The 22045-nt window shown below is 60.0% G+C and carries 19 protein-coding genes; 6 read left to right on the plus strand and 13 right to left on the minus strand.

Translation table 11 applies throughout. The annotated features are described in order from the left end of the window. Positions 1-4 precede the first annotated feature (4 nt). Positions 5-574, minus strand: a complete 570-nt coding sequence (plsY, locus tag KW846_RS03110) for a glycerol-3-phosphate 1-O-acyltransferase PlsY (protein WP_218481287.1) — start codon at positions 572-574, stop codon at positions 5-7. Between the two features lie 74 nt (positions 575-648). Here plsY and folB point away from each other — a divergent pair, with 74 nt between their 5' ends. Beyond that, complete coding sequence (gene folB, locus KW846_RS03115; RefSeq protein WP_218481288.1) at positions 649-1005, plus strand: dihydroneopterin aldolase; 357 nt, start codon at positions 649-651, stop codon at positions 1003-1005. Then, complete coding sequence (gene folK, locus KW846_RS03120) at positions 996-1514, plus strand: 2-amino-4-hydroxy-6-hydroxymethyldihydropteridine diphosphokinase (RefSeq protein WP_218481289.1); 519 nt, start codon at positions 996-998, stop codon at positions 1512-1514. Before folB ends, folK begins: the two co-directional genes overlap by 10 nt. 89 nt (positions 1515-1603) lie before the next feature. Here the strand turns inward: folK and KW846_RS03125 are convergent, their stop codons facing one another. From KW846_RS03125 to KW846_RS03175, 11 genes are all read right to left on the minus strand, one after another. Beyond that, positions 1604-2827, minus strand: a complete 1224-nt coding sequence (locus KW846_RS03125) for a multifunctional CCA addition/repair protein (RefSeq protein ID WP_218481290.1) — start codon at positions 2825-2827, stop codon at positions 1604-1606. A gap of 63 nt (positions 2828-2890) precedes the next feature. Next, on the minus strand, positions 2891-4453 hold the full coding sequence (locus KW846_RS03130) for a SpoVR family protein (protein WP_007980219.1): 1563 nt from the start codon (positions 4451-4453) through the stop codon (positions 2891-2893). Continuing rightward, positions 4450-5721 (minus strand): YeaH/YhbH family protein, encoded by a 1272-nt coding sequence (locus KW846_RS03135; protein ID WP_218473455.1) that lies wholly within the window; start codon positions 5719-5721, stop codon positions 4450-4452. The genes KW846_RS03130 and KW846_RS03135 overlap by 4 nt, the downstream gene beginning before the upstream one ends. A gap of 204 nt (positions 5722-5925) precedes the next feature. Further along, positions 5926-7848, minus strand: a complete 1923-nt coding sequence (locus KW846_RS03140) for a PrkA family serine protein kinase (protein WP_007980217.1) — start codon at positions 7846-7848, stop codon at positions 5926-5928. A gap of 297 nt (positions 7849-8145) precedes the next feature. Next, positions 8146-8475: a thiosulfate sulfurtransferase GlpE gene (gene glpE, locus KW846_RS03145; protein ID WP_218481291.1), complete on the minus strand. Its 330-nt coding sequence runs from the start codon at positions 8473-8475 to the stop codon at positions 8146-8148. A 33-nt stretch (positions 8476-8508) separates the two neighbouring features. Further along, the gene (locus KW846_RS03150; RefSeq protein WP_218481292.1) at positions 8509-9390 is read right to left on the minus strand and encodes a symmetrical bis(5'-nucleosyl)-tetraphosphatase; all 882 of its coding nucleotides are present in this window, start codon (positions 9388-9390) and stop codon (positions 8509-8511) included. Next, positions 9390-9770 (minus strand): Co2+/Mg2+ efflux protein ApaG, encoded by a 381-nt coding sequence (gene apaG / locus KW846_RS03155; protein ID WP_007980214.1) that lies wholly within the window; start codon positions 9768-9770, stop codon positions 9390-9392. The genes KW846_RS03150 and apaG overlap by 1 nt, the downstream gene beginning before the upstream one ends. A 115-nt stretch (positions 9771-9885) precedes the next feature. Next, positions 9886-10704, minus strand: a complete 819-nt coding sequence (rsmA, locus tag KW846_RS03160) for a 16S rRNA (adenine(1518)-N(6)/adenine(1519)-N(6))-dimethyltransferase RsmA (protein WP_218481293.1) — start codon at positions 10702-10704, stop codon at positions 9886-9888. Then, the gene (gene pdxA / locus KW846_RS03165; RefSeq protein WP_218481294.1) at positions 10701-11690 is read right to left on the minus strand and encodes a 4-hydroxythreonine-4-phosphate dehydrogenase PdxA; all 990 of its coding nucleotides are present in this window, start codon (positions 11688-11690) and stop codon (positions 10701-10703) included. Before pdxA ends, rsmA begins: the two co-directional genes overlap by 4 nt. After that, positions 11687-13009 carry a peptidylprolyl isomerase SurA gene (gene surA, locus KW846_RS03170; protein ID WP_218481295.1) on the minus strand — a complete coding sequence of 441 codons (1323 nt, stop codon included), beginning with the start codon at positions 13007-13009 and terminating at the stop codon, positions 11687-11689. Before surA ends, pdxA begins: the two co-directional genes overlap by 4 nt. After that, positions 12984-15794: an LPS-assembly protein LptD gene (locus tag KW846_RS03175; protein ID WP_218481296.1), complete on the minus strand. Its 2811-nt coding sequence runs from the start codon at positions 15792-15794 to the stop codon at positions 12984-12986. Before KW846_RS03175 ends, surA begins: the two co-directional genes overlap by 26 nt. Before the next feature lie 130 nt (positions 15795-15924). Between KW846_RS03175 and KW846_RS03180 the strand changes: the two genes are divergently transcribed. Genes KW846_RS03180 through KW846_RS03190 form a run of 3 tightly spaced genes read left to right on the plus strand, consistent with a single transcriptional unit; the run spans position 15925 to position 18381 of the window. After that, a complete protein-coding gene (locus tag KW846_RS03180) occupies positions 15925-16944 on the plus strand; it encodes an aminoglycoside phosphotransferase family protein (protein ID WP_218481297.1) in 1020 nt (339 codons plus the stop codon). Beyond that, positions 16941-17612, plus strand: a complete 672-nt coding sequence (gene murU / locus KW846_RS03185; protein ID WP_218481298.1) for an N-acetylmuramate alpha-1-phosphate uridylyltransferase MurU — start codon at positions 16941-16943, stop codon at positions 17610-17612. The genes KW846_RS03180 and murU overlap by 4 nt, the downstream gene beginning before the upstream one ends. A gap of 1 nt (position 17613) precedes the next feature. Next, the gene (locus tag KW846_RS03190; protein WP_218481299.1) at positions 17614-18381 is read left to right on the plus strand and encodes a TerB family tellurite resistance protein; all 768 of its coding nucleotides are present in this window, start codon (positions 17614-17616) and stop codon (positions 18379-18381) included. A 138-nt stretch (positions 18382-18519) separates the two neighbouring features. Here the strand turns inward: KW846_RS03190 and KW846_RS03195 are convergent, their stop codons facing one another. Then, positions 18520-19509 carry an alpha/beta hydrolase family protein gene (locus KW846_RS03195; protein ID WP_218481300.1) on the minus strand — a complete coding sequence of 330 codons (990 nt, stop codon included), beginning with the start codon at positions 19507-19509 and terminating at the stop codon, positions 18520-18522. A gap of 73 nt (positions 19510-19582) precedes the next feature. On the opposite strand from KW846_RS03195, the gene KW846_RS03200 reads away from it, so the two are divergent. After that, positions 19583-21979, plus strand: coding sequence for a PAS domain S-box protein (locus KW846_RS03200; RefSeq protein ID WP_218481301.1), 2397 nt, complete (start codon positions 19583-19585; stop codon positions 21977-21979). Positions 21980-22045 lie beyond the last annotated feature (66 nt).

Below are 22045 nucleotides of genomic sequence, written 5' to 3' on the forward strand. Positions count from 1 at the left end.
GCCGCTAGAAATGCCGTTCGCGCCCGGCAAACAGGTCGCGTAGATTGCCGCGATGGCGCCAGACGATCAGCCCGGTGAGCGCGCTCATGGGCAGCAGGGCCGCCGGTTCTTGCCAGGCCAGCAAAGGCAGGGTCAGCGGCGTGGCGATCAGGGCGGCCAGGGAGCTGGTGCGGGTCAGGTAGAACGTCAGGAGCCAGGCGCAGACCGCCAGGAGGGCGGCGGGCGGGTACAGTCCCAGCAACATGCCGGCAGCGGTGGCGACACCCTTGCCGCCGCGAAAGCGGAAGTACAGCGGAAACAGATGGCCGATGACGGCATAGACGCCGATCCAGGCTTGCTCCTGCTGCGAAAGGCCCGCAAGGCGCGCTATCAGTACCGGCAGCAAGCCTTTGCAAAGGTCGCCGACCAGGGTCAGGATGGCGAGTTTCTTGCCGGCCAGGCGCAACATGTTGGTGGCGCCGGCATTACCCGAGCCACTCATTCGCGGATCGGGGTTACCGGTCAGGCGGCTGAGCAAAATGGCAAAGGACAGAGAGCCGAGCAGGTAGGCGAGGATCGCCAATAACCAAAACATGCTAACTATTCCGGGCGAGGAAGCCCTGATTCTAACGGCGCATTGCGCCCTTGTCGTGTAGCGGAGAGAAGTGCTTGGACAGAGTGTTTATCGAGGGCCTGGAAGTCGACACGGTGATTGGTGCCTACGACTGGGAGCGAGGCATCCGACAGTGCTTGCGTCTTGACCTGAGCTTCGCCTGGGATAATCGCCCGGCCGCAGCCGGTGATGACCTGACCCTGGCGCTCGACTACGCCAGTGTCTCCTCGCGCATTCAGGCGTTTGCCGAGCATTCCCAGTATCAGCTGGTCGAGACTTTTGCCGAGCGTCTGGTTGAAGTGCTGATGAGCGAGTTCAAGATCACCTGGGTGCGTCTGAAGTTGACTAAGCCCGGCGCGGTCCCGGCTGCCACCGGTGGTGTGGGCGTGGAGATCGAGCGCGGATGTCGCTGACTCAGGTGTACCTCGGGCTCGGTAGCAATATCGAGCGTGAAACCCATTTGCGGGCGGGGCTCGATGCATTGGCGGCGTTCCTTGTCGATATCCGCTGTTCGGCAGTGTTCGAAAGCCAGCCGGTGGGCATCAAGAGCGGTCCGTTCTTTAATTTCGTGGTGTCGGCGTATACCGATCTGCCACTGATGGAGCTTGATCGTCGGCTGAAGTTCATTGAGGCGGATAACGGTCGTTACGCACCGGATCGCCGAGGTTTGCCGCTGGATATCGACGTGTTGTTGTTCGGAGACCTGGTGGGCAACTTCGATGGCCTGATCTTGCCGCGGGCAGAAATCCTGAAAAATGCTTTTGTTCTGTGGCCGTTGTCGTTGATCGCGCCGGATAGACTGCATCCAGGTGTAGGCAAAAGTTTTGCGACTTTGTGGGGCGAAGCTCAGATCGATCAGGTCTTGGCGCCGGTGGCATTCGAGTGGCGCGGCGAACAGCTGACCCCTTCGAATTTGTTGTAAGGCAAAAGATCGCAGCCTTCGGCAGCTCCTACAGAGGATTGATGTGCACCCTGTAGGAGCTGCCGAAGGCTGCGATCTTTTGATCTTGCCTAGACTTGTTCCTTGTAGGCCTTCAATGCCTTGAGCCGCTCACGCTTGATCGCCTCGCCCAACTCTGGTCCCTTGAAACCCTTCTCCAGCAGCGGCTGCACCGCAATACTGCGTGCCGCAGTCGCCGCCCCTCGCAGATAATCCGCCTGTGGATAACTTCTCTGCTCCAGCCCTTCGCGTCCGCGCGCATCCATCTCGCATGCCGCGATGAACTCCTCGAACCGATGTGGCCGGCGGTAAATGTCGAAGCTTTGCAACAGTTCCAGCAATGTCGATGGCTTCAGCTCAAGGGCGCGATGCCCGTGGGTGTGGTACTCGCCTACCAGCATTGCCAGTTCCTGGCAGTCTCTCGGCGCCTTGAAGCGTTCGTTGACCGCTTTGATCAGCTTCAGGCCTTTGAACTCATGGGCAATGTGCCGCGGCCACTCCTCCTCTGGCGTCAGGCCCTTGCCCAGGTCGTGCAGCAGGCAGGCCCAGCGCACGGTCAGTGGCTGCTTGTGCAGTGCTGCTTGCTCCAACACGCTCAGGGTATGTGCGCCAGTATCGATTTCCGGGTGATGGGCCGGGGGCTGCGGGACGCCGAACAGTGCGTCGACTTCCGGCATCAGCACCTTGAGTGCGCCGCATGCGCGCAACACTTCGATAAACACCTGTGGCTGATCTTCCATCAGGGCGCGGGAGATTTCCTTCCAGCTGCGCTCGGGCGTCAGCGCCTCAAGCTCGCCTGACTCGCTGAGTTGACGCATCAGTTCCAGGGTTTCCGGGGCAACGGTAAAACCCAGTGCGGCATATCGTGCAGCAAAGCGGGCAACGCGCAGGACCCTGAGCGGATCCTCGGCAAACGCCGGGGAAACATGGCGCAGCAGGCGCGCTTCGAGATCGCGCTGGCCGTGGTAGGGGTCGGTCAGGTTCTGCTGATCGTCTTCGGCCATGGCGTTGATGGTCAGGTCGCGACGGATCAGGTCTTCTTCAAGGGTGACTTCAGGGCTGGCGTGAAACGTGAACCCGCCGTAACCGCGCCCGCTTTTGCGCTCGGTGCGGGCGAGGGCGTATTCCTCGCCGCTTTTTGGATGAAGGAACACCGGGAAATCCGCACCCACCGGGCGAAAGCCCTTGGCGAGCATTTCTTCGGTGGTGGCGCCGACCACGACCCAGTCGATATCGGTGACCGGTATACCCAGCAGGCGATCACGTACCGCGCCGCCGACTTTATAAATACGCATAAAAAACCTCCGTTAGCTCGACAGGATAACCCTTGCATCGAGCTTTCGGAGGCACAAAGCGGATCAAAGATGGATGACAGCCAGGTCCAGTCGACCGTAATCACCTTCACTGTGCTCGTTTCGGGGCGGCACATGGTGGGTTTTCATCACGGTGTCCCCTTGCAGGGTTTCCAGGTGAATGTCGAAACCCCAGAGACGGTGCAGGTGTTTGAGCACTTCTTCGGTCGAGTCGCCCAGCGGTTTGCGGTCGTGTTGCTGGTGACGCAGGGTCAGGGAACGGTCGCCACGCCGGTCGATGCTGTAGATCTGCACGTTAGGCTCGCGATTGCCCAGGTTGTACTGTGCCGCGAGGGTTTCACGGATGATGCGGTAGCCGCCTTCGTCGTGAATGGCAGGCACCAGCAGGTCGTCCTTCTGGTCGTCATCGAGAATGCTGAACAGCTTCAGGTCGCGGATCACCTTGGGCGACAGGTACTGCAGGATGAAGCTCTCATCCTTGAAGCTGCTCATGGCGAACTTGATGGCTGCCAGCCAGTCGGTACCGGCGATGTCAGGGAACCAGCGGCGATCTTCTTCCGTGGGTTCTTCGCACATGCGACGGATGTCACGGTACATCGCAAACCCCAGGGCGTAGGGATTGATGCCGCTGTAGTAAGGGCTGTCAAAGCCCGGCTGGAACACCACACTGGTGTGGGACGTCAGGAACTCCATCATGAAGCCGTCGGTGACCAGGCCCTCGTCGTACAGATCGTTCATCAGGGTGTAGTGCCAGAAGGTGGCCCAACCTTCGTTCATCACCTGGGTCTGGCGCTGTGGATAAAAATACTGGGCGATCTTGCGCACGATGCGCACGATTTCCCGCTGCCATGGTTCCAGCAGCGGCGCATGTTTTTCGATGAAATACAGGATGTTTTCCTGAGGTTCGGCGGGAAAGCGTGCGTTGTCCTTGTCGCTGTACTTGTCCGCGCCTTTGGGAATGGTGCGCCACAGATCGTTGATCTGTTTCTGCAAATGCTCTTCCCGGTCCTTTTGCCGGCGGCGCTCTTCTTCCGCGGAAATCGGATAGGGGCGTTTGTAGCGGTCGACGCCATAGTTCATCAGCGCATGGCAGGAGTCGAGCAGGTCCTCGACTGCGTCGATGCCGTGGCGCTCCTCGCATTGCATGATGTACTGCTTGGCAAACACCAGGTAATCGATGATCGAGCTGGCGTCGGTCCAGGTGCGGAACAGGTAATTGCCTTTGAAAAAGCTGTTGTGCCCGTAGCAGGCATGGGCCACCACCAGCGCCTGCATGCAGATGGTGTTTTCTTCCATCAGGTAGGCGATGCACGGGTCGGAGTTGATCACGATCTCGTACGCCAGGCCCATCTGACCGCGGGTGTAGGATTTTTCAGTGCTGAGGAAGTGCTTGCCGTAGGACCAGTGGTGATAACCCAGAGGCATGCCGACGGAGGCATAGGCATCCATCATCTGTTCAGCGGTGATCACTTCGATCTGGTTAGGGTACGTATCGAGGGCGTAACCCGCCGCAATGCGACTGATTTCGCGGTCGTACGCCTGGATCAGCTCGAACGTCCATTCGGAGCCGGTGGAAATGGGTTGGCGCTTCTGCTCTTTGGCGGTCATGTCACTAACCTGCGCTGGAAGAGTTCACGGAAGACCGGATAGATATCCCCGGCCGAGACCAGTTGTTGCTGGGCAAACGTATCGGAAAAGGCTTCGGCGATGCGCTCGTATTCGAACCAAAGGGCCTGGTGTTCGCGCGGGGTGATCTCAACGTAAGTGTAGTACTGCACGAATGGCATGATCTGGTTGATCAGGATGTCGCGGCATATCGGAGAGTCGTCGTTCCAGTTGTCGCCATCGGAGGCCTGGGCGGCGTAGATGTTCCACTCGTTACTCGGGTAGCGTTCGGCCATGATCTCCTGCATCAGTTTCAGGGCGCTGGAAACGATGGTGCCGCCGGTTTCCCGGGAGTAGAAAAACTCTTCTTCATCCACTTCGCGGGCACTGGTGTGATGGCGGATGAACACGACGTCGATCTTGTCGTAGTTACGCTTGAGAAACAGGTACAGCAGGATAAAGAAGCGCTTGGCGATGTCCTTGGTCGCCTGGGTCATCGAGCCGGACACGTCCATCAGGCAGAACATCACGGCCTTGGAGCTGGGGTTGGGTTGCTTGATAAGCAGGTTGTACTTGAGGTCGAACGTGTCGAGAAACGGTACGCGGTGAATGCGCGCGCTGAGTCTTTCGATTTCAGCTTCGATTTCCTGAATATCGCCGAAGTTGTCTGGTTCTTCCTGCTTGAGTCGCAGAAGTTCTTCCTTGGCTTCGCGCAGTTTTGCGCGGCTGCTGCCGGACAGGGCGATCCGCCGGGCGTGGGCTGAGCGCAGGGTGCGGATGATGTTGATCCGCGACGGGTTGCCCTCGTTGCTGATCCCTGCCCGTACGGTCTTGAAGGTGTCGGTGCCGGTCAGGTTGCGTTTGACCAGGTTGGGCAGTTCCAGATCCTCGAACATGAATTCGAGGAACTCTTCCTGGGTGATCTGGAAGACGAATTCGTCCATCCCTTCGCCGGAATTGCCAGCCTTGCCGGGGCCTCGGCCACCACCGCCTCCCGGTGGGCGGGCGATATGTTCGCCACTGGTGAACTCCTTGTTGCCCGGGTGCACGACCGTCTGCTTGCCACCGCGCCCGTGGTGAAGCACCGGCTCGTCGATGTCGCGGCCGGGAATGCTGATTTGTTCGCCGTGTTCCATATCGGTAATGGAGCGCCGGCTGACCGCCTCTTCGACAGCCTTTTTAATGTGATCACGGTAGCGCCGTAGAAACCGCTGGCGGTTCACCGTGCTCTTGTTCTTGCCATTGAGACGTCGGTCGATCACATAGCTCATGACTGCTCCTTAGAAGCTGTCCTGAAAGGGGCGAGCGGTGATACAGCATCGAACCGAGAGCCGAGGGATATTGAACGCTCCCCCAAGCGCCTTGGATGCTGCCTGAACTCGCTACCGACTTTCGAACACCTTCCAGAGGCCTGTGTAACAGAAAAAGCGCACACAGGTCTCTGGCTGACGACAACCGGTCTGACCGGCAGCGGGTTATTGTGATTTTCTGACCCGCAGGTACCACTCGGACAGCAGTCGTACCTGTTTGTCGGTGTAGCCCCGCTCGACCATCCGTGTGACGAAGTCGTTGTGTTTTTGCTGATCCTCCTTGCTGGCCTTGGCGTTGAAGCTGATGACCGGAAGCAGGTCCTCGGTGTTGGAGAACATTTTCTTCTCGATGACCACCCGCAGTTTTTCGTAGCTGAGCCAGGTCGGGTTCTTGCCGTTGTTGTTGGCCCGGGCACGCAGGACGAAGTTGACGATTTCGTTGCGGAAATCCTTCGGATTGCTGATGCCGGCCGGTTTTTCGATTTTCTCCAGTTCTTCGTTCAGGGCTACGCGGTTGAGGATTTCGCCGGTTTCCGGGTCGCGGTATTCCTGGTCCTGGATCCAGAAGTCGGCGTACAGCACGTAGCGATCGAAGATGTTCTGGCCGTACTCGCTGTAGGACTCGAGGTAGGCAGTCTGGATCTCCTTGCCGATGAATTCGATGTAGCGCGGTGCCAAGTACTCCTTGAGGAAGCGCAGATAGCGTTCGCGGGTCTCGGCCTGGAACTGTTCCTGTTCGATCTGTTGTTCCAGCACATAGAGCAGATGTACCGGGTTGGCGGCAATTTCGTGCGGATCGAAGTTGAACACCTTCGACAGGATCTTGAACGCGAAGCGGGTCGAGAGGCCGTTCATGCCTTCGTCGACACCGGCGTTGTCACGGTATTCCTGGATCGACTTGGCTTTCGGATCGGTGTCCTTGAGGTTCTCGCCGTCGTACACGCGCATCTTCGAATAGATGTTGGAGTTTTCCGGCTCTTTAAGGCGTGAGAGCACGGTGAACTGGGCCAGCATCTTCAGGGTGTCCGGCGCGCAATGCGCCTTGGCCAGCGAACTGTTGAACAGCAGCTTGTCGTAGATCTTCACTTCGTCACTGACCCGCAGGCAGTACGGCACTTTGACGATGTAGATCCGGTCGATGAAGGCTTCGTTGTTCTTGTTGTTGCGGAAGGTGTGCCACTCCGATTCGTTGGAGTGCGCCAGCAGGATCCCGGTGAACGGAATCGCACCAAGGCCTTCGGTACTGTTGTAGTTGCCTTCCTGGGTGGCGGTCAGCAACGGGTGCAGCACCTTGATCGGTGCCTTGAACATTTCGACGAATTCCATCAGGCCCTGGTTGGCCCGGCAGAGGGCGCCCGAATAGCTGTAGGCGTCGGCGTCGTTTTGTGGGAACTCCTCCAGTTTGCGGATATCGACCTTGCCCACCAGTGCCGAAATGTCCTGGTTGTTTTCGTCACCAGGCTCGGTCTTGGCCACGGCGATCTGGTTGAGGATTGACGGGTAGAGTTTCACTACGCGGAACTGACTGATGTCGCCACCGAATTCGGCCAGGCGCTTGGTCGCCCATGGCGACATGATGGTGTTGAGGTAGCGCCGTGGAATGCCAAAGTCTTCCTCGAGGATCGCTCCATCTTCAGTGGAGTTGAACAGACCCAGGGGCGATTCGAAAACCGGCGAGCCCTTGATCGCGTAGAAGGGCACTTTTTCCATCAGCTGCTTGAGCTTCTCGGCCAGGGACGATTTACCGCCACCGACAGGACCGAGCAGGTACAGGATCTGTTTCTTCTCTTCCAGGCCTTGAGCGGCGTGGCGGAAATACGACACGATCTGGTCGATGCATTCTTCCATCCCGTGGAAGTCTTCAAAGGCCGGATAGCGGCGGATGACCTTGTTGGAGAAGATGCGCGAAAGCCTCGAGTTGGTCGAGGTGTCGAGCAGTTCCGGTTCACCGATGGCCAGCAGTAGACGCTCGGCGGCGGAAACGTAGGCGCTGCGGTCTTTTTTGCACAGCTCAAGATACTCTTGCAGTGAGAGTTCTTCCTGGCGTGTGGACTCGAAGCGTTGTTGGAAGTGGCTAAAGATACTCATGACGTCACCTCGCTCGATACGTGGAGCCGACGCCGGATCACTCAGTCGATGCTGGCAGCAACCGAACAGGCGATTGCTGTTTACCCCCCAGAACTCTCCCGGAGCTGACGACTCCGAAAGCTACTCCCGATGACCCGTGCGCCGGTGTACCGGCTCTCCCCTGTTTTGGATGGCCTGGGCTTAAGGATAGTTGGGAATTCGAGAGGTAAAGGCGAGATACGTAATTAGTTGTGGCAGACCGTTCGTCTGCCACCGCGCTAGCCCGCGGGAGCCGGGGCCTGCAACGTTACAAAAAAATTATTCGGACGTGCCTTGCGCCGTTTCCGTCGGATAGGTCGTACGCCACAACTCGAATCCGCCATCCATGCTGTAGACGTCGGAGAAGCCCTGGCTGATCAGGTAGGCGGCCGCACCCTGGCTGGAATTGCCGTGATAGCAGACCACTACGGTCGGCGCATCGAGGTCGGCGCCCTGGATGAAAGCGTGCAGGGAATGATTGTCCAGATGCTTCGAGCCTGCGATATGCAGGGCGGCAAAAGTGGCCGGGTCGCGGACGTCGACCACCACTGCGCCTTGTTCGCGCAGGACCTGGGCCTGTTCCGGGGGGATACGTCTGAATTCGCTCATGGCGGGCTCCTGTGGCTCGGCAGAATGGGCAGTCTAGCGCGGTGCGCTGGCTGGCGATGTGTGGAGAATGGATGAGGCGACTGGCGGTACGGCATGGCCGTGTTCGTCGCATTTGCAGGACAGGCGCTCAAAGCTGTCGACGTTCATCAGGGTCAGGGCACCGCCCCAGACACAGCCGGTGTCGAGGGCCGAGATGCCAGGCTCATTGATATTGCCTTCCAGTGCAGCCCAGTGACCGAAGATGATCATAAGGCCCTTGGTCTTGCGCTCCTTGTGCTGGAACCAGGGTTTGTAGCCTGGTGGTGCGGTATCGAGGCCCTCCTTGCTCTTGAGGTCGAGTTTGCCTTCGGCGGTGCAAAAACGCATGCGGGTGAAATAGTTGGTGATCACCCGCAGGCGCGTCACGCCTTTGAGGTCATTGTCCCATTTCGCTGGATCGTTGCCGTACATGCCATCGAGGTAGGGCGGCAGCAGGTTGTCGTCACGCAAGGCGGTCTCGACTTCGGCGGCACACTTCAAGGCTTTGCGCAGCGACCACTGGGGTGGAATGCCGGCATGGACCAATGCCACGTTGCGCTGTTCGTCGTAGTGCATGAGCTTTTGCTGGCGCAGCCATTCGAGCAGTTCGGCGCTATCCGGCGCTTCAATGATCTCGTGCAGGGTATCGGCCTTCTTCAGGCGTTCGATGTTGCGTCCGGCCGCCAGCAGGTGCAGATCGTGGTTGCCGAGCACGCACACCAGCGATTCGCGGATGCTATAGAGGAAGCGCAGGGTTTCCAGCGACTGCGGGCCCCGATTGACCAGGTCGCCCACCAGCCACAGGCGATCGCGTTGAGGGTCGAACGCCACTTGTTTGAGCAGGCACTGCAGGGCCTGAAGGCAGCCTTGCAGGTCGCCGACAGCGTAGGTTGCCATCAGTGCAGGGCTCCGGGCACCGCCAGGCGGAAGGGCGCGATGATGGCATCGAAATGTTTGCCGTCGTCGGAAAGCATCTGATAGGTGCCTTGCATGGTGCCGACCTTGGTGGTCATCACCGTGCCACTGCTGTAGGTGTGGCTCTTGCCCGGGTCGATCAGCGGCTGCTGGCCTACCACGCCTGCGCCGCGGACTTCTTCGACATGCCCGTCACCATCGGTGATGACCCAGTGCCGTGAAAGCAGTTTGGCGGGCATTTCGCCATTGTTTTGCACGGTAATGGTGTAGGCGAAGGCAAAGCGGTCGTGCTCGGGTTGCGATTGTTCTGCCAGATAGCGGGTGACGACGCTGACGTCGACCTGATAACGAGGATCGGACATGCAAGGGGCCTTAAAAACGAAGCGGGACGCGGGGCGTAGCTGATAGGGTTCAGTCTAGGCCAAGTATCGGGTAGTAGACCAGAGTGGCGTCCTACCCGATAGCGCTCATCGCCTGTCAGTTCGCGGTTGGCTTTTGTGGCGCTTGCTCGCTGAGCTTGTCAGCCAGGCGCACGAAGGCGGCCAGGTCGAGCTGCTCGGGACGCAGGCTGCCATCGACGCCGGCGGCTTCGATTTCGGCATTGCTCAGTAGCAGCTTGAGGGTGTTGCGCAGGGTCTTGCGGCGCTGGTTGAACGCTTCGCGCACGACGCGCTCCAGCAGGCGGTGATCCTTGGCCGGGTGTGGCAGTACAGCGTGGGGCACCAGGCGCACGATGGCCGAATCGACTTTCGGTGGCGGGTTGAACGCGCCCGGGCCGACGTTGAACAGGTGCTCGACCCGGCAATGGTACTGAACCATGATCGACAGACGGCCCCAGTCACCACCACCCGGACCGGCAGCCAGGCGCTCGACCACTTCCTTTTGCAGCATGAAGTGCATGTCGCGGATCAGGTGCGAGTTGTGCAGCAGGTGAAAAATCAGCGGCGTGGAGATGTTGTACGGCAGGTTGCCGACCACTCGCAGGCTGCCTGGCGCGGCATTCAGGCTGTTGAAGTCGAATTTCAGCGCATCGCCCTGATGCAGGTTGAAGTTGCTCTTGCCGGCAAACTGCTGGTTGAGGATCGGGATCAAGTCCTTGTCCAGTTCCACCACGTCGAGTTGCGCGCCGCTGCTGAGCAGGCCTTGGGTCAGTGCGCCCTGGCCCGGGCCGATTTCCAGCAGGCGGTCTTCTGCCTTGGCATGAATGGAACGCAGGATGCGGTCGATAACGCCGGCATCGTGCAGGAAGTTCTGGCCAAAGCGTTTGCGCGCCTTGTGTTGGTAGTGCTCGGTCATAAACGGGTCTCGGCCATCTGGTAGGCGGTTTCCAGGGCGACTTGCAGGCTGCCGGTGTCGATCTTGCCGCTGCCGGCCAGATCCAGGGCGGTGCCGTGGTCGACCGAGGTACGGATGATCGGCAAGCCGAGGGTCACGTTGACTGCCGCGCCGAAGCCTTTGTACTTCAGCACCGGCAGGCCCTGGTCGTGGTACATCGCCAGCACCGCATCGCAGTGCTCCAGATATTTGGGGGTAAACAGAGTGTCGGCGGGCAGGGGGCCGCGAAGGTCCATGCCCTCGCCGCGCAGGCGCTCTAATGTGGGTTCGATGATATCGATTTCTTCATGGCCCAGGTGCCCGCCTTCACCGGCATGCGGGTTGAGCCCGCAGACCAGGATGCGCGGCCGGGCGATGCCGAACTTGTTTTGCAGGTCGGCGTGCAGGATTCGTGTGACGCGCTCCAGACGCTCCGGCGTGATCGCATCGGCAATCTCGCGAAGGGGCAGGTGAGTGGTCACGAGGGCCACGCGCAAGCCACGAGTGGCCAGCATCATCACCACTTGCGCGGTGTGGGTCAGGTCGGCAAGGAATTCCGTGTGCCCGGAAAAGGCGATGCCGGATTCGTTGATGACGCCTTTGTGCACCGGCGCGGTAATCATGCCGGCAAAATCCCCGCTCAGGCAGCCTTGGCCGGCCCGGGTCAGGGTTTCCAGGACGAACGCAGCGTTGGCCTTGTCCAGTTGTCCGGCGGTGACCTTGGCGCTGAGCGGTGTGTCCCAGACATACAGGCTGTTGGCTGGCGCGGGTGCATCCGGCCAGTTGTCCGGGGTGACCGGCAGCAAGTCGACCGCCACGCCCAGTTGCGCGGCCCGCTCGATGAGCAGGTCGCGGCTGGTAATGGCAATCAGGGGATGGGGCTGGGCTTGCGAGGCGAGCAGCAGGCACAGGTCGGGACCTATGCCGGCTGGTTCACCGGGTGTCAGCGCGAAACGTTGGGGTTTCACTGCGCTGCCTGGTCGGCGCCAGGGAGTTTGATTTCCACGTACGCTTCGTCACGAATCTGACGCAGCCAGGTTTGCAGCTCTTCGTCGTATTTGCGGTTACGCAAAACGGTCATGGCTTGCTGCTCGCGAGCCTGGCTGGTGCTGTCGGTGGCGCGACGGCCAAGGACTTCCAGGACATGCCAGCCGTATTGAGTCTGGAACGGCTTGGACAGCTGACCTTGCGGGGTCTTGGCCATCACTTCGCGGAACTCGGGCACCAGCGCGTTCGGGTCGATCCAGTTCAGGTCGCCACCGTTGAGGGCGGAACCCGGGTCTTCCGAGTAGCTTTTCGCCAGCTCACCGAAGTCTTCGCCAGCCTCGATACGGCTGTAAAGCGATTCTGCCAGGGCCTTGGTTTTCGCTTCGTCGCGGATCGGGCTCGGCTTGACCAGGATGTGGCGCACATGCACTTCATCGCGCATCTGGGTCTCGCCACCACGCTTGTCGAGGATCTTCAGGATGATGAAGCCGCCCGGGGTGCGCATTGGCTGGGTGACATCACCCACCGGCATGGTACTCAGCATGCGATCGAATGGCGGAGGCAATTGAGCGGCTTTACGCCAGCCCATGTCACCACCTTCCAGAGCGGTTTCGCTGGCGGATTTGGCGATTGCCAACTGACTGAAGTCAGCGCCTTGCTTGAGCTGCTGGTAAATCGCATCGGCCTGTTTGGCGGCACTCTGAATCGCTTCGGAGTTGGCGCTTTCCGGCGTAGGAATCAGGATGTTGGCCAGGTGGAATTCTTCGGACAGCTGCATTTTGCCCAAGTCAGACGCCAGGAAGTTCTTCACTTCCTGTTCGGAGACCTGAATGCGTTCAGCGACCCGACGCTGGCGCACGCGGCTGATGACCATTTCGCGGCGAATCTGCTCGCGTGCGTCTTCATAGGACAGACCGTCGCGAGTCAGGGCTGCGCGGAACTGCTCGATCGACATGTTGTTGCGCTGGGCAATGGTGCCCACGGCCTGGTTCAACTCTTCATCGGTAATACGGATGCCGGAACGCTCGCCGATCTGCAATTGCAGGTTTTCGACGATCAGGCGCTCAAGTACCTGCTGCTCCAGCACGCTGGACGGCGGCACGGCAGAACCACGCTTGGCAATGGTTTGCTGAACTTCATGAACGCGCCGGTCCAGTTGGCTCTGCATGACCACGTCGTTGTCGACGATGGCCACCACTTTATCGATGGACTGCACGGCGGCACTGGCCGCCGTACTCAGGAACAGCGCGCCCAGCATCAGCGGGCGCAGACAATCAGAAAGCTTGGTCTTCACGTTCACGATAACCTTGAATGCCTTTGTCGAGGAAGCTCTCTGCCTTGGCGCCGGTGAGGCCGCCGAGTCCCTTCAGAACAATTTGGAGGAAGACGCCATGGTCGCCTTTTTCGTTTTCCGGTTCTTGCTGGCTGAACTCGTCGTAATCAACGAAGTAACGGTTGATCAGGCGCAGTTTCCAGCAGCAGCTGTCGTACTCGAAGCCACCGAAGGCTTCCAGGGTACGGTTGCGGTTGTAGTCATACTGCCAGCGGCTGATAGCGCTCCATTGCGGCACGATCGGCCAGATCACCGAGAAGTCGTGCTGTTCGATCTTGTAGTAGTCCTTCACGAAGCCAGGCTGGCCAGGGGAGCCGTAGTCACCGCCGAACTGCCATTGACCGGTGTTCTGGTTGTAGATCACCTGGTCGTTACGATAGCGATAGCCAAGGTTGACGATCTTGTTCGGGTTGTCCTCAGGCTGGTAGTGGAACATCGCGCTGCCCGAGCGAGGGCTGCGGCTGTCCGGGTCCCAGTTGTAGTCGGCCGTGGTGCGCCAGTCGCGGTTCCAGCGGTATTCGTATTCCAGTGCATAAGGCGAAACATTCGAATGTGCATCGGCGCGGAGTTTTGGATCGACGCCCGGCAACTGGACTTCGCGGTCCTTGAAGTACAGGGCCTGGCCGACGCTGATGCGTTGGCGTTCGAAACCGTCGTCTTCGATCCAGCGGTTGGTCACGCCCAACGACAGCTTGTTCTCGTCGCCGACACGGTCGGAGCCAGAGAAGCGGTTGTCACGGAACAGCGACGCATAGCTGAAGGTGTATTCGCTGGTATCGAATACCGGGATGTCTAATTGGTCGACCTCAGGCACGTACAGGTAGAACAGGCGTGGCTCGAGGGTCTGGCGATAGTTCTTGCCAAACCATTGGGTATTGCGATCGAAGTACAGGCCGCTGTCGATGCTGGCGATCGGCACGCCGCGGTTCTGGTTGCTGTCGAACTGACCATTGAAATTTTCAGTCCCGTTTGCAGCTGCGTTTTGATTCTGCTGCACGATTTGACTTTTACCAGTACTGTCCAGATCCAGTTGGTACTGGGTGTACTGGTACTTGAGCTTCGGTGTCAGGAAGCCGTAAGTCGTGTTCATCGGCAGGCTCATGGCGGGCGCGAGATTCAGGCGGTCGCCATTGGCGCGAGCCAGACCTTGAACGTTTTCATCAAGGCGTTTACTGCCGACGCCATCTTCGTCAAAGTAGGTCCCGCTCAGCAGATCCCGGTCAAACCGCACGAGCTCGGTGTTGTACGTGAAATTCAGGCCTTCCGGATGATAAGGCAGCATGCCATCGAGGGTGAGCTGCGGCAGGCGGTCGTACGGCGTAATGTTCGATACGCTTGCCAGTTGGTATGCCTGGGCGTTCGCGCGAGCGGTATAGCCCTCGCCGCGATAGGTCACGGAACCTTGCTGGTTTACGAAGTCAGCACTTTTCACACCGATCTGGTCGGTCTGCAGATCCTGGAAGTAATACGGATCGCTGATCTTGGTGTAATCGACTTGCGTAAACACTCGGGAGTCGAGACCACCATTGTGCTGCCAGTTGTACATGTAGCGGGTTTTTTCGGCGTCGGACTGCTTGTCGCGTTCGTCGCTTTCGTCGTTGAGGTACGCCGCACCGAACTGGCCTTCGCTGGACTTGGTCAGGTAGCGGAATTCGCCTTCCATCAACAGGCCGTGCTTTTCCATGTAGCGCGGGTACAACGTGGCATCGTAGTTCGGGGCCAGGTTGAAGTAGTACGGGGTGACCAGCATGAAGCCGGTATCGGTGCCGGTGCCGATGGTCGGCGGCAGGAAGCCGGACTGACGACGGTCGTCGATCGGGAAATAGATGTACGGCGTGTACAGGACCGGAATGTCCTTGACCCGCAGTGTCACGTTGGTCGCCGTACCGAAACCGGTGGCCGGGTTCAGGGTGATGTTGTTGCCCTTGAGCTGCCAGGCGTTGCTGTTCGGTTCGCACGTGGTGTACGTACCATCCTTGAGGCGGATGATCGCGTTCTCGGCGCGTTTGGCGTACAGCGCATTACCGCGGATGCGTGATTTGTGCATCACGTATTCGGCGTTGTCGACCTTGGCTTCACCGGTGTCGAGCTGCACGTCGGCGTGGTCGCCGACGATCAAGGCGCCGTTGTCGCGAATGCGCACGTTGCCATTCAGGTCGCCACGGCTCTCGGCCTGATACAGGTTGGCTTCATCGGCTTCGACCTGCATGCTGCCCTGGCGCATGACGACGTCGCCGGCCAGGGTTGCTACCTGCTCATCCTGCTTATAGCGGGAGGCTTTTGCGCCGATAAAGGTAGGTGCGTCACTTTTATCCGTCTTGTCATTCATGCCAGGACGAATCGGTTCGATATAGGAACCAGAGCAATAAGGACCGGTTTCAGCCAATTGTGCGGCGGTGAGCTGCTCGCGGGGAACCCAGTCGAGGTGACTGTAGTCTTCGCTACGCGACTTCAGGCCACGGCCTTTGGATTCGGTGACCAGCACCGGCTTGGCGCCAGTGTCTTCACTGGAACCATTTTCGGCCGGGGCTTCGCCGGTGGCGGAAACTGCGCTGCCGTCATGGACGGGACGCGGTGGCAATGCAGCCGCCGGCGTCTTTGGTGCGCAGTCCCAGGAACCCGAAGCAGAGACTGAGCAGTCAAACTGTTCCGCGGCGACCACGTAGGAAGTGGCAAGGGGTTGCAGCGCCAGCAAACTGCCGGTAACCAACAACGGAAATTTTTTACGAAACGCGGGGGATTTCAATGCCATCTTATTAGTCCGGGCTTCCTGCGTGCCATCTGCCCGCGGTGTGGGCCGCACGCCTCTCGATGGTCTGAAAAAGATGCTGGATAATAAAGCATGACCCGCTTGACGGCTAGCGCCGTCGGAGACCCTTGCAATGCCTGATCAAGATGTACGCTTGCAACACCTGAAAGTTTGGCTCGATGAACAATTGGCGACCCTTTTTGCCGAGCAGGGTTGGGGCGTCGTACCCCCGGCCACGTTGACCGCGGCCAGCAGCGACGCGAGTTTCCGGCGGTATTTCCGCTGGGAAGGCGATGGCAGAAGTTTCATCGTGATGGACGCGCCACCGCCCCAGGAGAACTGCAAACCCTTCGTGGATATCGCCTTTTTGCTGGCGAAATCCGGAATAAATGTACCGAAAATTTATGCCGAAGACCTGGAGCGCGGGTTTCTTTTGCTCAATGACCTGGGCAACAAGACCTATCTTGACGTCATCGGCAGCGAAAACGCCGACGATTTGTTCAAGGATGCCCTGCAGGCGTTGCTGGCTTTCCAGCAGTTGCCGATGGTTGCACCGTTGCCGAGTTATGACGTGGCATTACTGCGTCGCGAACTGGAACTGTTCCCCGAGTGGTACGTGAAGCGTGAATTGGGCATCGAATTCGACGCGGCGCAGCAAGTGTTCTGGCAGCAAGTCAGCGATCTGTTGATCGACAGCGCCCTGGCACAACCAAAAGTCCTGGTGCATCGCGACTACATGCCGCGCAACCTGATGCTCAGCGAACCCAACCCCGGCGTGCTGGATTTCCAGGATGCGGTATATGGCCCGGTGACCTACGACGTGACCTGCCTGTTCAAGGACGCCTTCCTCAGTTGGCCCGAGGAGCGTGTACACGGCTGGCTCGAAAGCTACTGGCAGCAGGCGGGCACCCTCGGTATTCCGGTTCAGCCCGAGTTCGAGGACTTTCTGCGTGCCAGCGACTTGATGGGCGTGCAACGTCACCTGAAAGTCATCGGTATTTTCGCGCGCATCTGTCATCGCGACGGCAAACCGCGTTATCTGGGCGATGTGCCGCGTTTCTTTGCCTATATAGAGGCTGTGATCGCTCGCCGCCCCGAACTGGCCGAGCTGGATGTGCTGCTGGCCAGCCTGCGTGTCGGAGTGAAAGCATGAAGGCAATGATTCTGGCCGCGGGCAAAGGCGAGCGCATGCGCCCGCTGACCCTGACCACGCCCAAACCGTTGGTGCGTGCCGGCGGCGTGCCGCTGATCGAGTATCACCTGCGGGCGCTGGCTGCCGCCGGGTTCACCGATATCGTGATCAATCACGCCTGGCTCGGTCAGCAGATCGAAGACTATCTGGGCGATGGTTCGCGCTATGGCGTGAGCATTCAGTACTCGGCGGAGGGTGACCCCCTGGAAACCGGCGGCGGAATTTTCCGCGCCTTGCCGTTATTGGGAGATGAAGCCTTTGTGGTGGTCAACGGCGATATCTGGACTGATTACGACTTCAGTGTGCTGCACCAACCCATCAACGGCCTGGCGCACCTGGTGCTGGCCAGCAACCCGCCGCATCATCCGGCCGGGGACTTCAGCCTGGTCGGAAGCCAGGTGCACGACGGTCAACCGCAGGCTCCCACCCTGACCTACAGCGGCATCGCCGTGTTGCATCCGCACTTGTTCGACGGTTGCACCGCAGGGGCCTTCAAACTGGCGCCGCTGTTGCGCAAAGCCATGGCTGACGGGCTGGTGACCGGCGAGCAATTGAGGGGGCACTGGGTCGATGTCGGTACTCACGAGCGTCTGGCCGAAGTTGAAACATTAATAGAAGCGAGCCGCTGACATGCTGTGGCCAGGGACTCTGATCGGAGCCGGAGCGGGCTTTGCCATAGCCAGCATTCCGGGGGCCATGCTCGGCGCGTTGTTGGGGCAGGCGCTGGATCGGCGCTTGCACCTGCAGAGCTGGGGGCATTTGCGGGAAAAACTGGGCGGCCGTCCGGTGCTGCGCAACGATGAATTGCTGTTTGTCCTGCTGGGACGCCTGGCCAAGTGCGACGGCCAGGTGGTGGCCGGGCACATCGAACAGGCCCGTGCGGAAATGCGCTCGCTGGATATGTCCGGGCCGGCTCAGCGCCGTGCAATTGCCGCGTTCAACCGTGGCAAGTCGGGTCGCGATCGGCTACGCGGTTATCTGCGTCGCCTGAGTGCTCAGCCCCATGCGGCGGAGGGCGTGTTACGCGCCTGCTGGCGAATGGTCTGGGCCGATGGTCGTGCCGGTAGCGGTGAGCGTGAGTTGATCCGCCAGTGGGGTCAGTGGCTGGGCTGGACGCCGCATCAGGTGCAGGCATTGGCCCACGATTACGAGCCGCAGAAGCGGCCATTGGGCGGCAGCGTGCCAAGCTATCAGGACGCCTTGAAGCTGTTGGGGGTGTCGGCCACCACTGAGCCGGCGCAGATCAAGCGTGCTTACCGGCGCCTGCTCAGTCGCCATCATCCGGACAAGATTGCTGGCAGTGGCGCGACGGCGACGCAGGTGCGTGAGGCCACCGAGCGAACGCGTGAACTGCATAGTGCCTATACGCTGATTCGGGAGCGGCGGGACTTTCGCTAGCCCGGAAAACTTGCGTCGCCAGTGATACCGCTATCGCGAGCAAGCTCGCTCCCACAGGTTTGATGTCGTCCGCCATTTCGTGATCGACATAAAGCCTGTGGGAGCGTGGCTTGCCCGCGATGAAGGCGACACAGTCTGTCAGTCTGTCGCAGGCTGTGGATTCAACCAACCCCGCACCCGCCGGAACAATTGCTCCTGTTCGGCCTTGCTATCGGGCAAGGCCTTGAGTGCGACCTGGCTGAACGTCGAGGATTTCAAGCGTTTGCTGGCCTGCAGGCGTTCCAGTGCGGCGTTGCGGTCCAGCGCTTTGTCTTTATAGTAGATATCGGCGGTCGGCAGTTTCAGGGGCGGGGTCAGTTCCGCCAGCTCGGGCTTCGCTGCCACCGGTGTGCGAGTGGCGACCATGACCAGCTTCTCGACTTGCGATGGCTGCTTTTCGCTCAGGTAGCGCGCCGCCCAATAGGCACCCGTGCCATGCCCCAGCACCACGATGCTGCGGGCGCTTTGTTGTTCGGCAAACGCAATCGCGGCGTCGATCCGGGCAAAGATGCGCTCGGAATCTGCCTTGGACTGCTCCTCAGCGGTTTCGGCAATGGGCTTGTCGGCCACATCGGCCTCGCCACCGGCCACCTGTTCGATCGGGGCGGCGGTGGTCGAGTCCTTGCTGCCGGCTTCGGGGGCCTTGGGTGCCGGCGTTGCCTCCACGATTCGTGGCGCAACGGCATCGCTTTGCAGGTCCGGCAAGGTGATACTCAGGCTACTCCACTCGGCGTCCGGCAATTTGCGCCGCAAAGGACCAACTGCTTGCGGCCAGTCAACGGTTTCCCCGGCGCCCGGGATGATAATCACCGCACCTTTGGGTTCAGCGGTATTAGCCGGTTTCCACAAGGCCAGAAACGTCCCGGTACCCGCTTGCAGTTGTTGCTGTTCCTGAGCCGGGATTTTTCGCTCAAGTGCAGCCGCTTCTTCCTGGCTGCGCTCAGGCAGCGGCTGACGTTCGAGTGGTTTTTCTTCGGCGGACTTTTCTGCTGCGGCAGGCGCCGGTTCGGCCGCCTCCACGGAAAAAACGCAAGGCAGGATCAGCGACATGCACAATGCTGGCAGTGCCAGGCGGTAGACAGGGGGCATTGGATATTCCAGGCCAGAAGATGTTCCGGCAGCCTAATGGGTTGGTCAGTATTTGTCAGTGTGTGAGAGTTCAATGATGCGTTTTCGCTGCCTGTGGGTTATCGGCTGTTTGTGGTTTCCCTTGATGGGTTGGGCGGCAGTCGTGCCCCCGGCGCACGTTGCCCAGCTGACCCCGAAACAACAGCACTGGCTGACGCAGCAGGGCGAGTTACGGGTCGGACTGGTGTTGCAGGCACCCTATGCGCAATACGATCGCCGCTTGCAGCGTCTGTCCGGGGTGAATGTCGACTTGATGAAGCGGTTGGCAAAGACCCTCGACGTCGAGTTGAGCTGGCGCAACTTTCCCGACCTTGAACAACTGGAAGCTGCCGCACGCGAAGGCGAAATCGACATCGCCCCGGGACTGACCCAGACACCCGGCGGGCTGCGCCTCTGGCAATTCTCCGACCCCTACATGCGGGTGCCGCAACTGGTGGTCAGCGACCAGAAAAGCGCCGGGGCGATCGAACTGGAAAAACTCGACAGCCAGACCCGCGTCGCCGTGCGCATGCCCAGCGCGATCGCCGATTACCTGCACGGCAACTATCCACACCTGAATCTGCAGGGCGTGCCGATGGAGCGCCAGGCATTGCAGTTAGTGACGGGCCAGCAGGCGGCTTATGCGGTGGTCGATGAAGCGCAATTGGGGCGCCTCTCCGTCGAGCCGGAGTTTGCCGGGTTGGTGGTAGTCGGGGATGTCGGCCTGCCGCAACTGTTGCGGGTAGCCACGCGTCGAGACAAGCCGGAACTGGCGGGTATCGTCGAAAGCGCATTGCGGGCGATCCCGGCCAAGGATCTGGAGCAACTGCACAATCAATGGCTGCAGCCCAAGTATCCACGCCTCACCGAGTCGCCGGGGTTCTGGCAAAATCTCTGCCTGTTGCTGACCGTGCTGGCGTTGAGTTGCGTGGCCATCGTGTTCTGGCAGCGTCGCCAGCAGCACAGCCTGGAACAACGCCTGATGGCTGCACAGGAAGACATTGCCTTGCGTGCCGCCAGCGAAGAGGCGTTGCGGCTGACCCAGTTTTCCATCGATCAAAGCACCGTCGGCATCCTCTGGGTCAACTGGGACAGCCACGTGCGCTACGCCAATCGTGCGGCGGAAAGCATGCTCGGCTATCCAGCCGGCGCGATCATCGATCGGCCCTTGATCGATTTCGAACCCGGCCTGCACATGGATCGTTGGCTCAATCTGTGGAAGCGCGCCCGGGCCAGTGAAGAGGGCCCGCAAAGCTTCGAAACCAACTGCGTGCGCGCCGACGGCAGCATACTGCCGGCTGATGTTTCGTTGAGTTTTCTGCGTTTTCGCGATGGCGAATACCTGGTGGTTTACCTCAACGACGTCACCGAGCGGCGCCGCGCCCTGGCGGCCTTGCAGGAAAGCGAGGCGCGGCTGCAAGGCATCGCCGCCAACGTTCCGGGGCTGGTTTTCCGACTGGAGCGGGCACCGGTGACCGGCCAGATCGACTTTGCCTACATCAGTGAGGGCAGCGAAAGCCTGGTGGGTTATTCACCGGCCACACTGGCGCATCGCGACAAAGGCCTGCGCAGTCTGGTGCATCCGGATGACAAGGCGAGTTATCACCAGACCCAGGACCATGCGCTGGATACCGACAGCGACTGGTCGTGGCAAGGGCGAATTCTCACGCGTCAGGGCGAGCAGCGCTGGGCGGAAATCAAGGCCATCACCCGCCGGCTGGAAGACGGCGCCTATGTCTGGGACGGCATCGTCTGGGACATCAGCGAGAGCAAGCGCATCGAGCTTGAGCTGGCCAGCTCCCGGGAACAACTGCGTGAGTTGTCCGCGCACCTGGAGAGCGTGCGTGAAGAAGAAAAAGCGCGCATCGCCCGGGAAGTTCACGATGAACTGGGGCAGATGCTGACCGTGCTCAAGCTGGAAACCTCCATGTGCGAACTGGCTTACGCGCAACTTGATCCGGGCCTTAACGAGCGCCTGGGCAGCATGAAACGCCTGATCGCTCAGCTCTTTCAGTTGGTTCGCGACGTGGCGACGGCCTTGCGCCCGCCGATTCTCGATGCCGGCATTGCCTCGGCCATCGAATGGCAGGCCCGACGATTCGAGTCGCGTACGCAGATTCCGTGTCTGGTGCAGGTGCCGGACAATCTGCCGGTGCTCAGCGATGCCAAGGCCATCGGCCTGTTCCGGATCCTTCAGGAAGCACTGACCAATGTCATGCGCCATGCCCAGGCGCATACTGTTGAACTGACACTGGCACTGGAAGGCGATGTGTTGTGTCTGACAGTCGCCGATGATGGCGTAGGATTTGTTGCTGCGCCTGGCAGGCCAACGTCCTTTGGGATCGTCGGAATGCGTGAGCGGGTGTTGATCATGGGGGGGGAGTTGTCCCTTGAGAGTGAGCCGGGTGAAGGCACGACCCTGAGTGTGAAAGTGCCATTGGATGTTGCCTGAATAAGTTGTGTTGTCTGTACTGACGCCTTCGCGGGCAAGCCCGCTCCCACAGTGGGTCTAGGGCGG

The organism is Pseudomonas sp. PDM32, from assembly GCF_019219225.1.
Lineage (GTDB): Bacteria > Pseudomonadota > Gammaproteobacteria > Pseudomonadales > Pseudomonadaceae > Aquipseudomonas > Aquipseudomonas laurylsulfatiphila.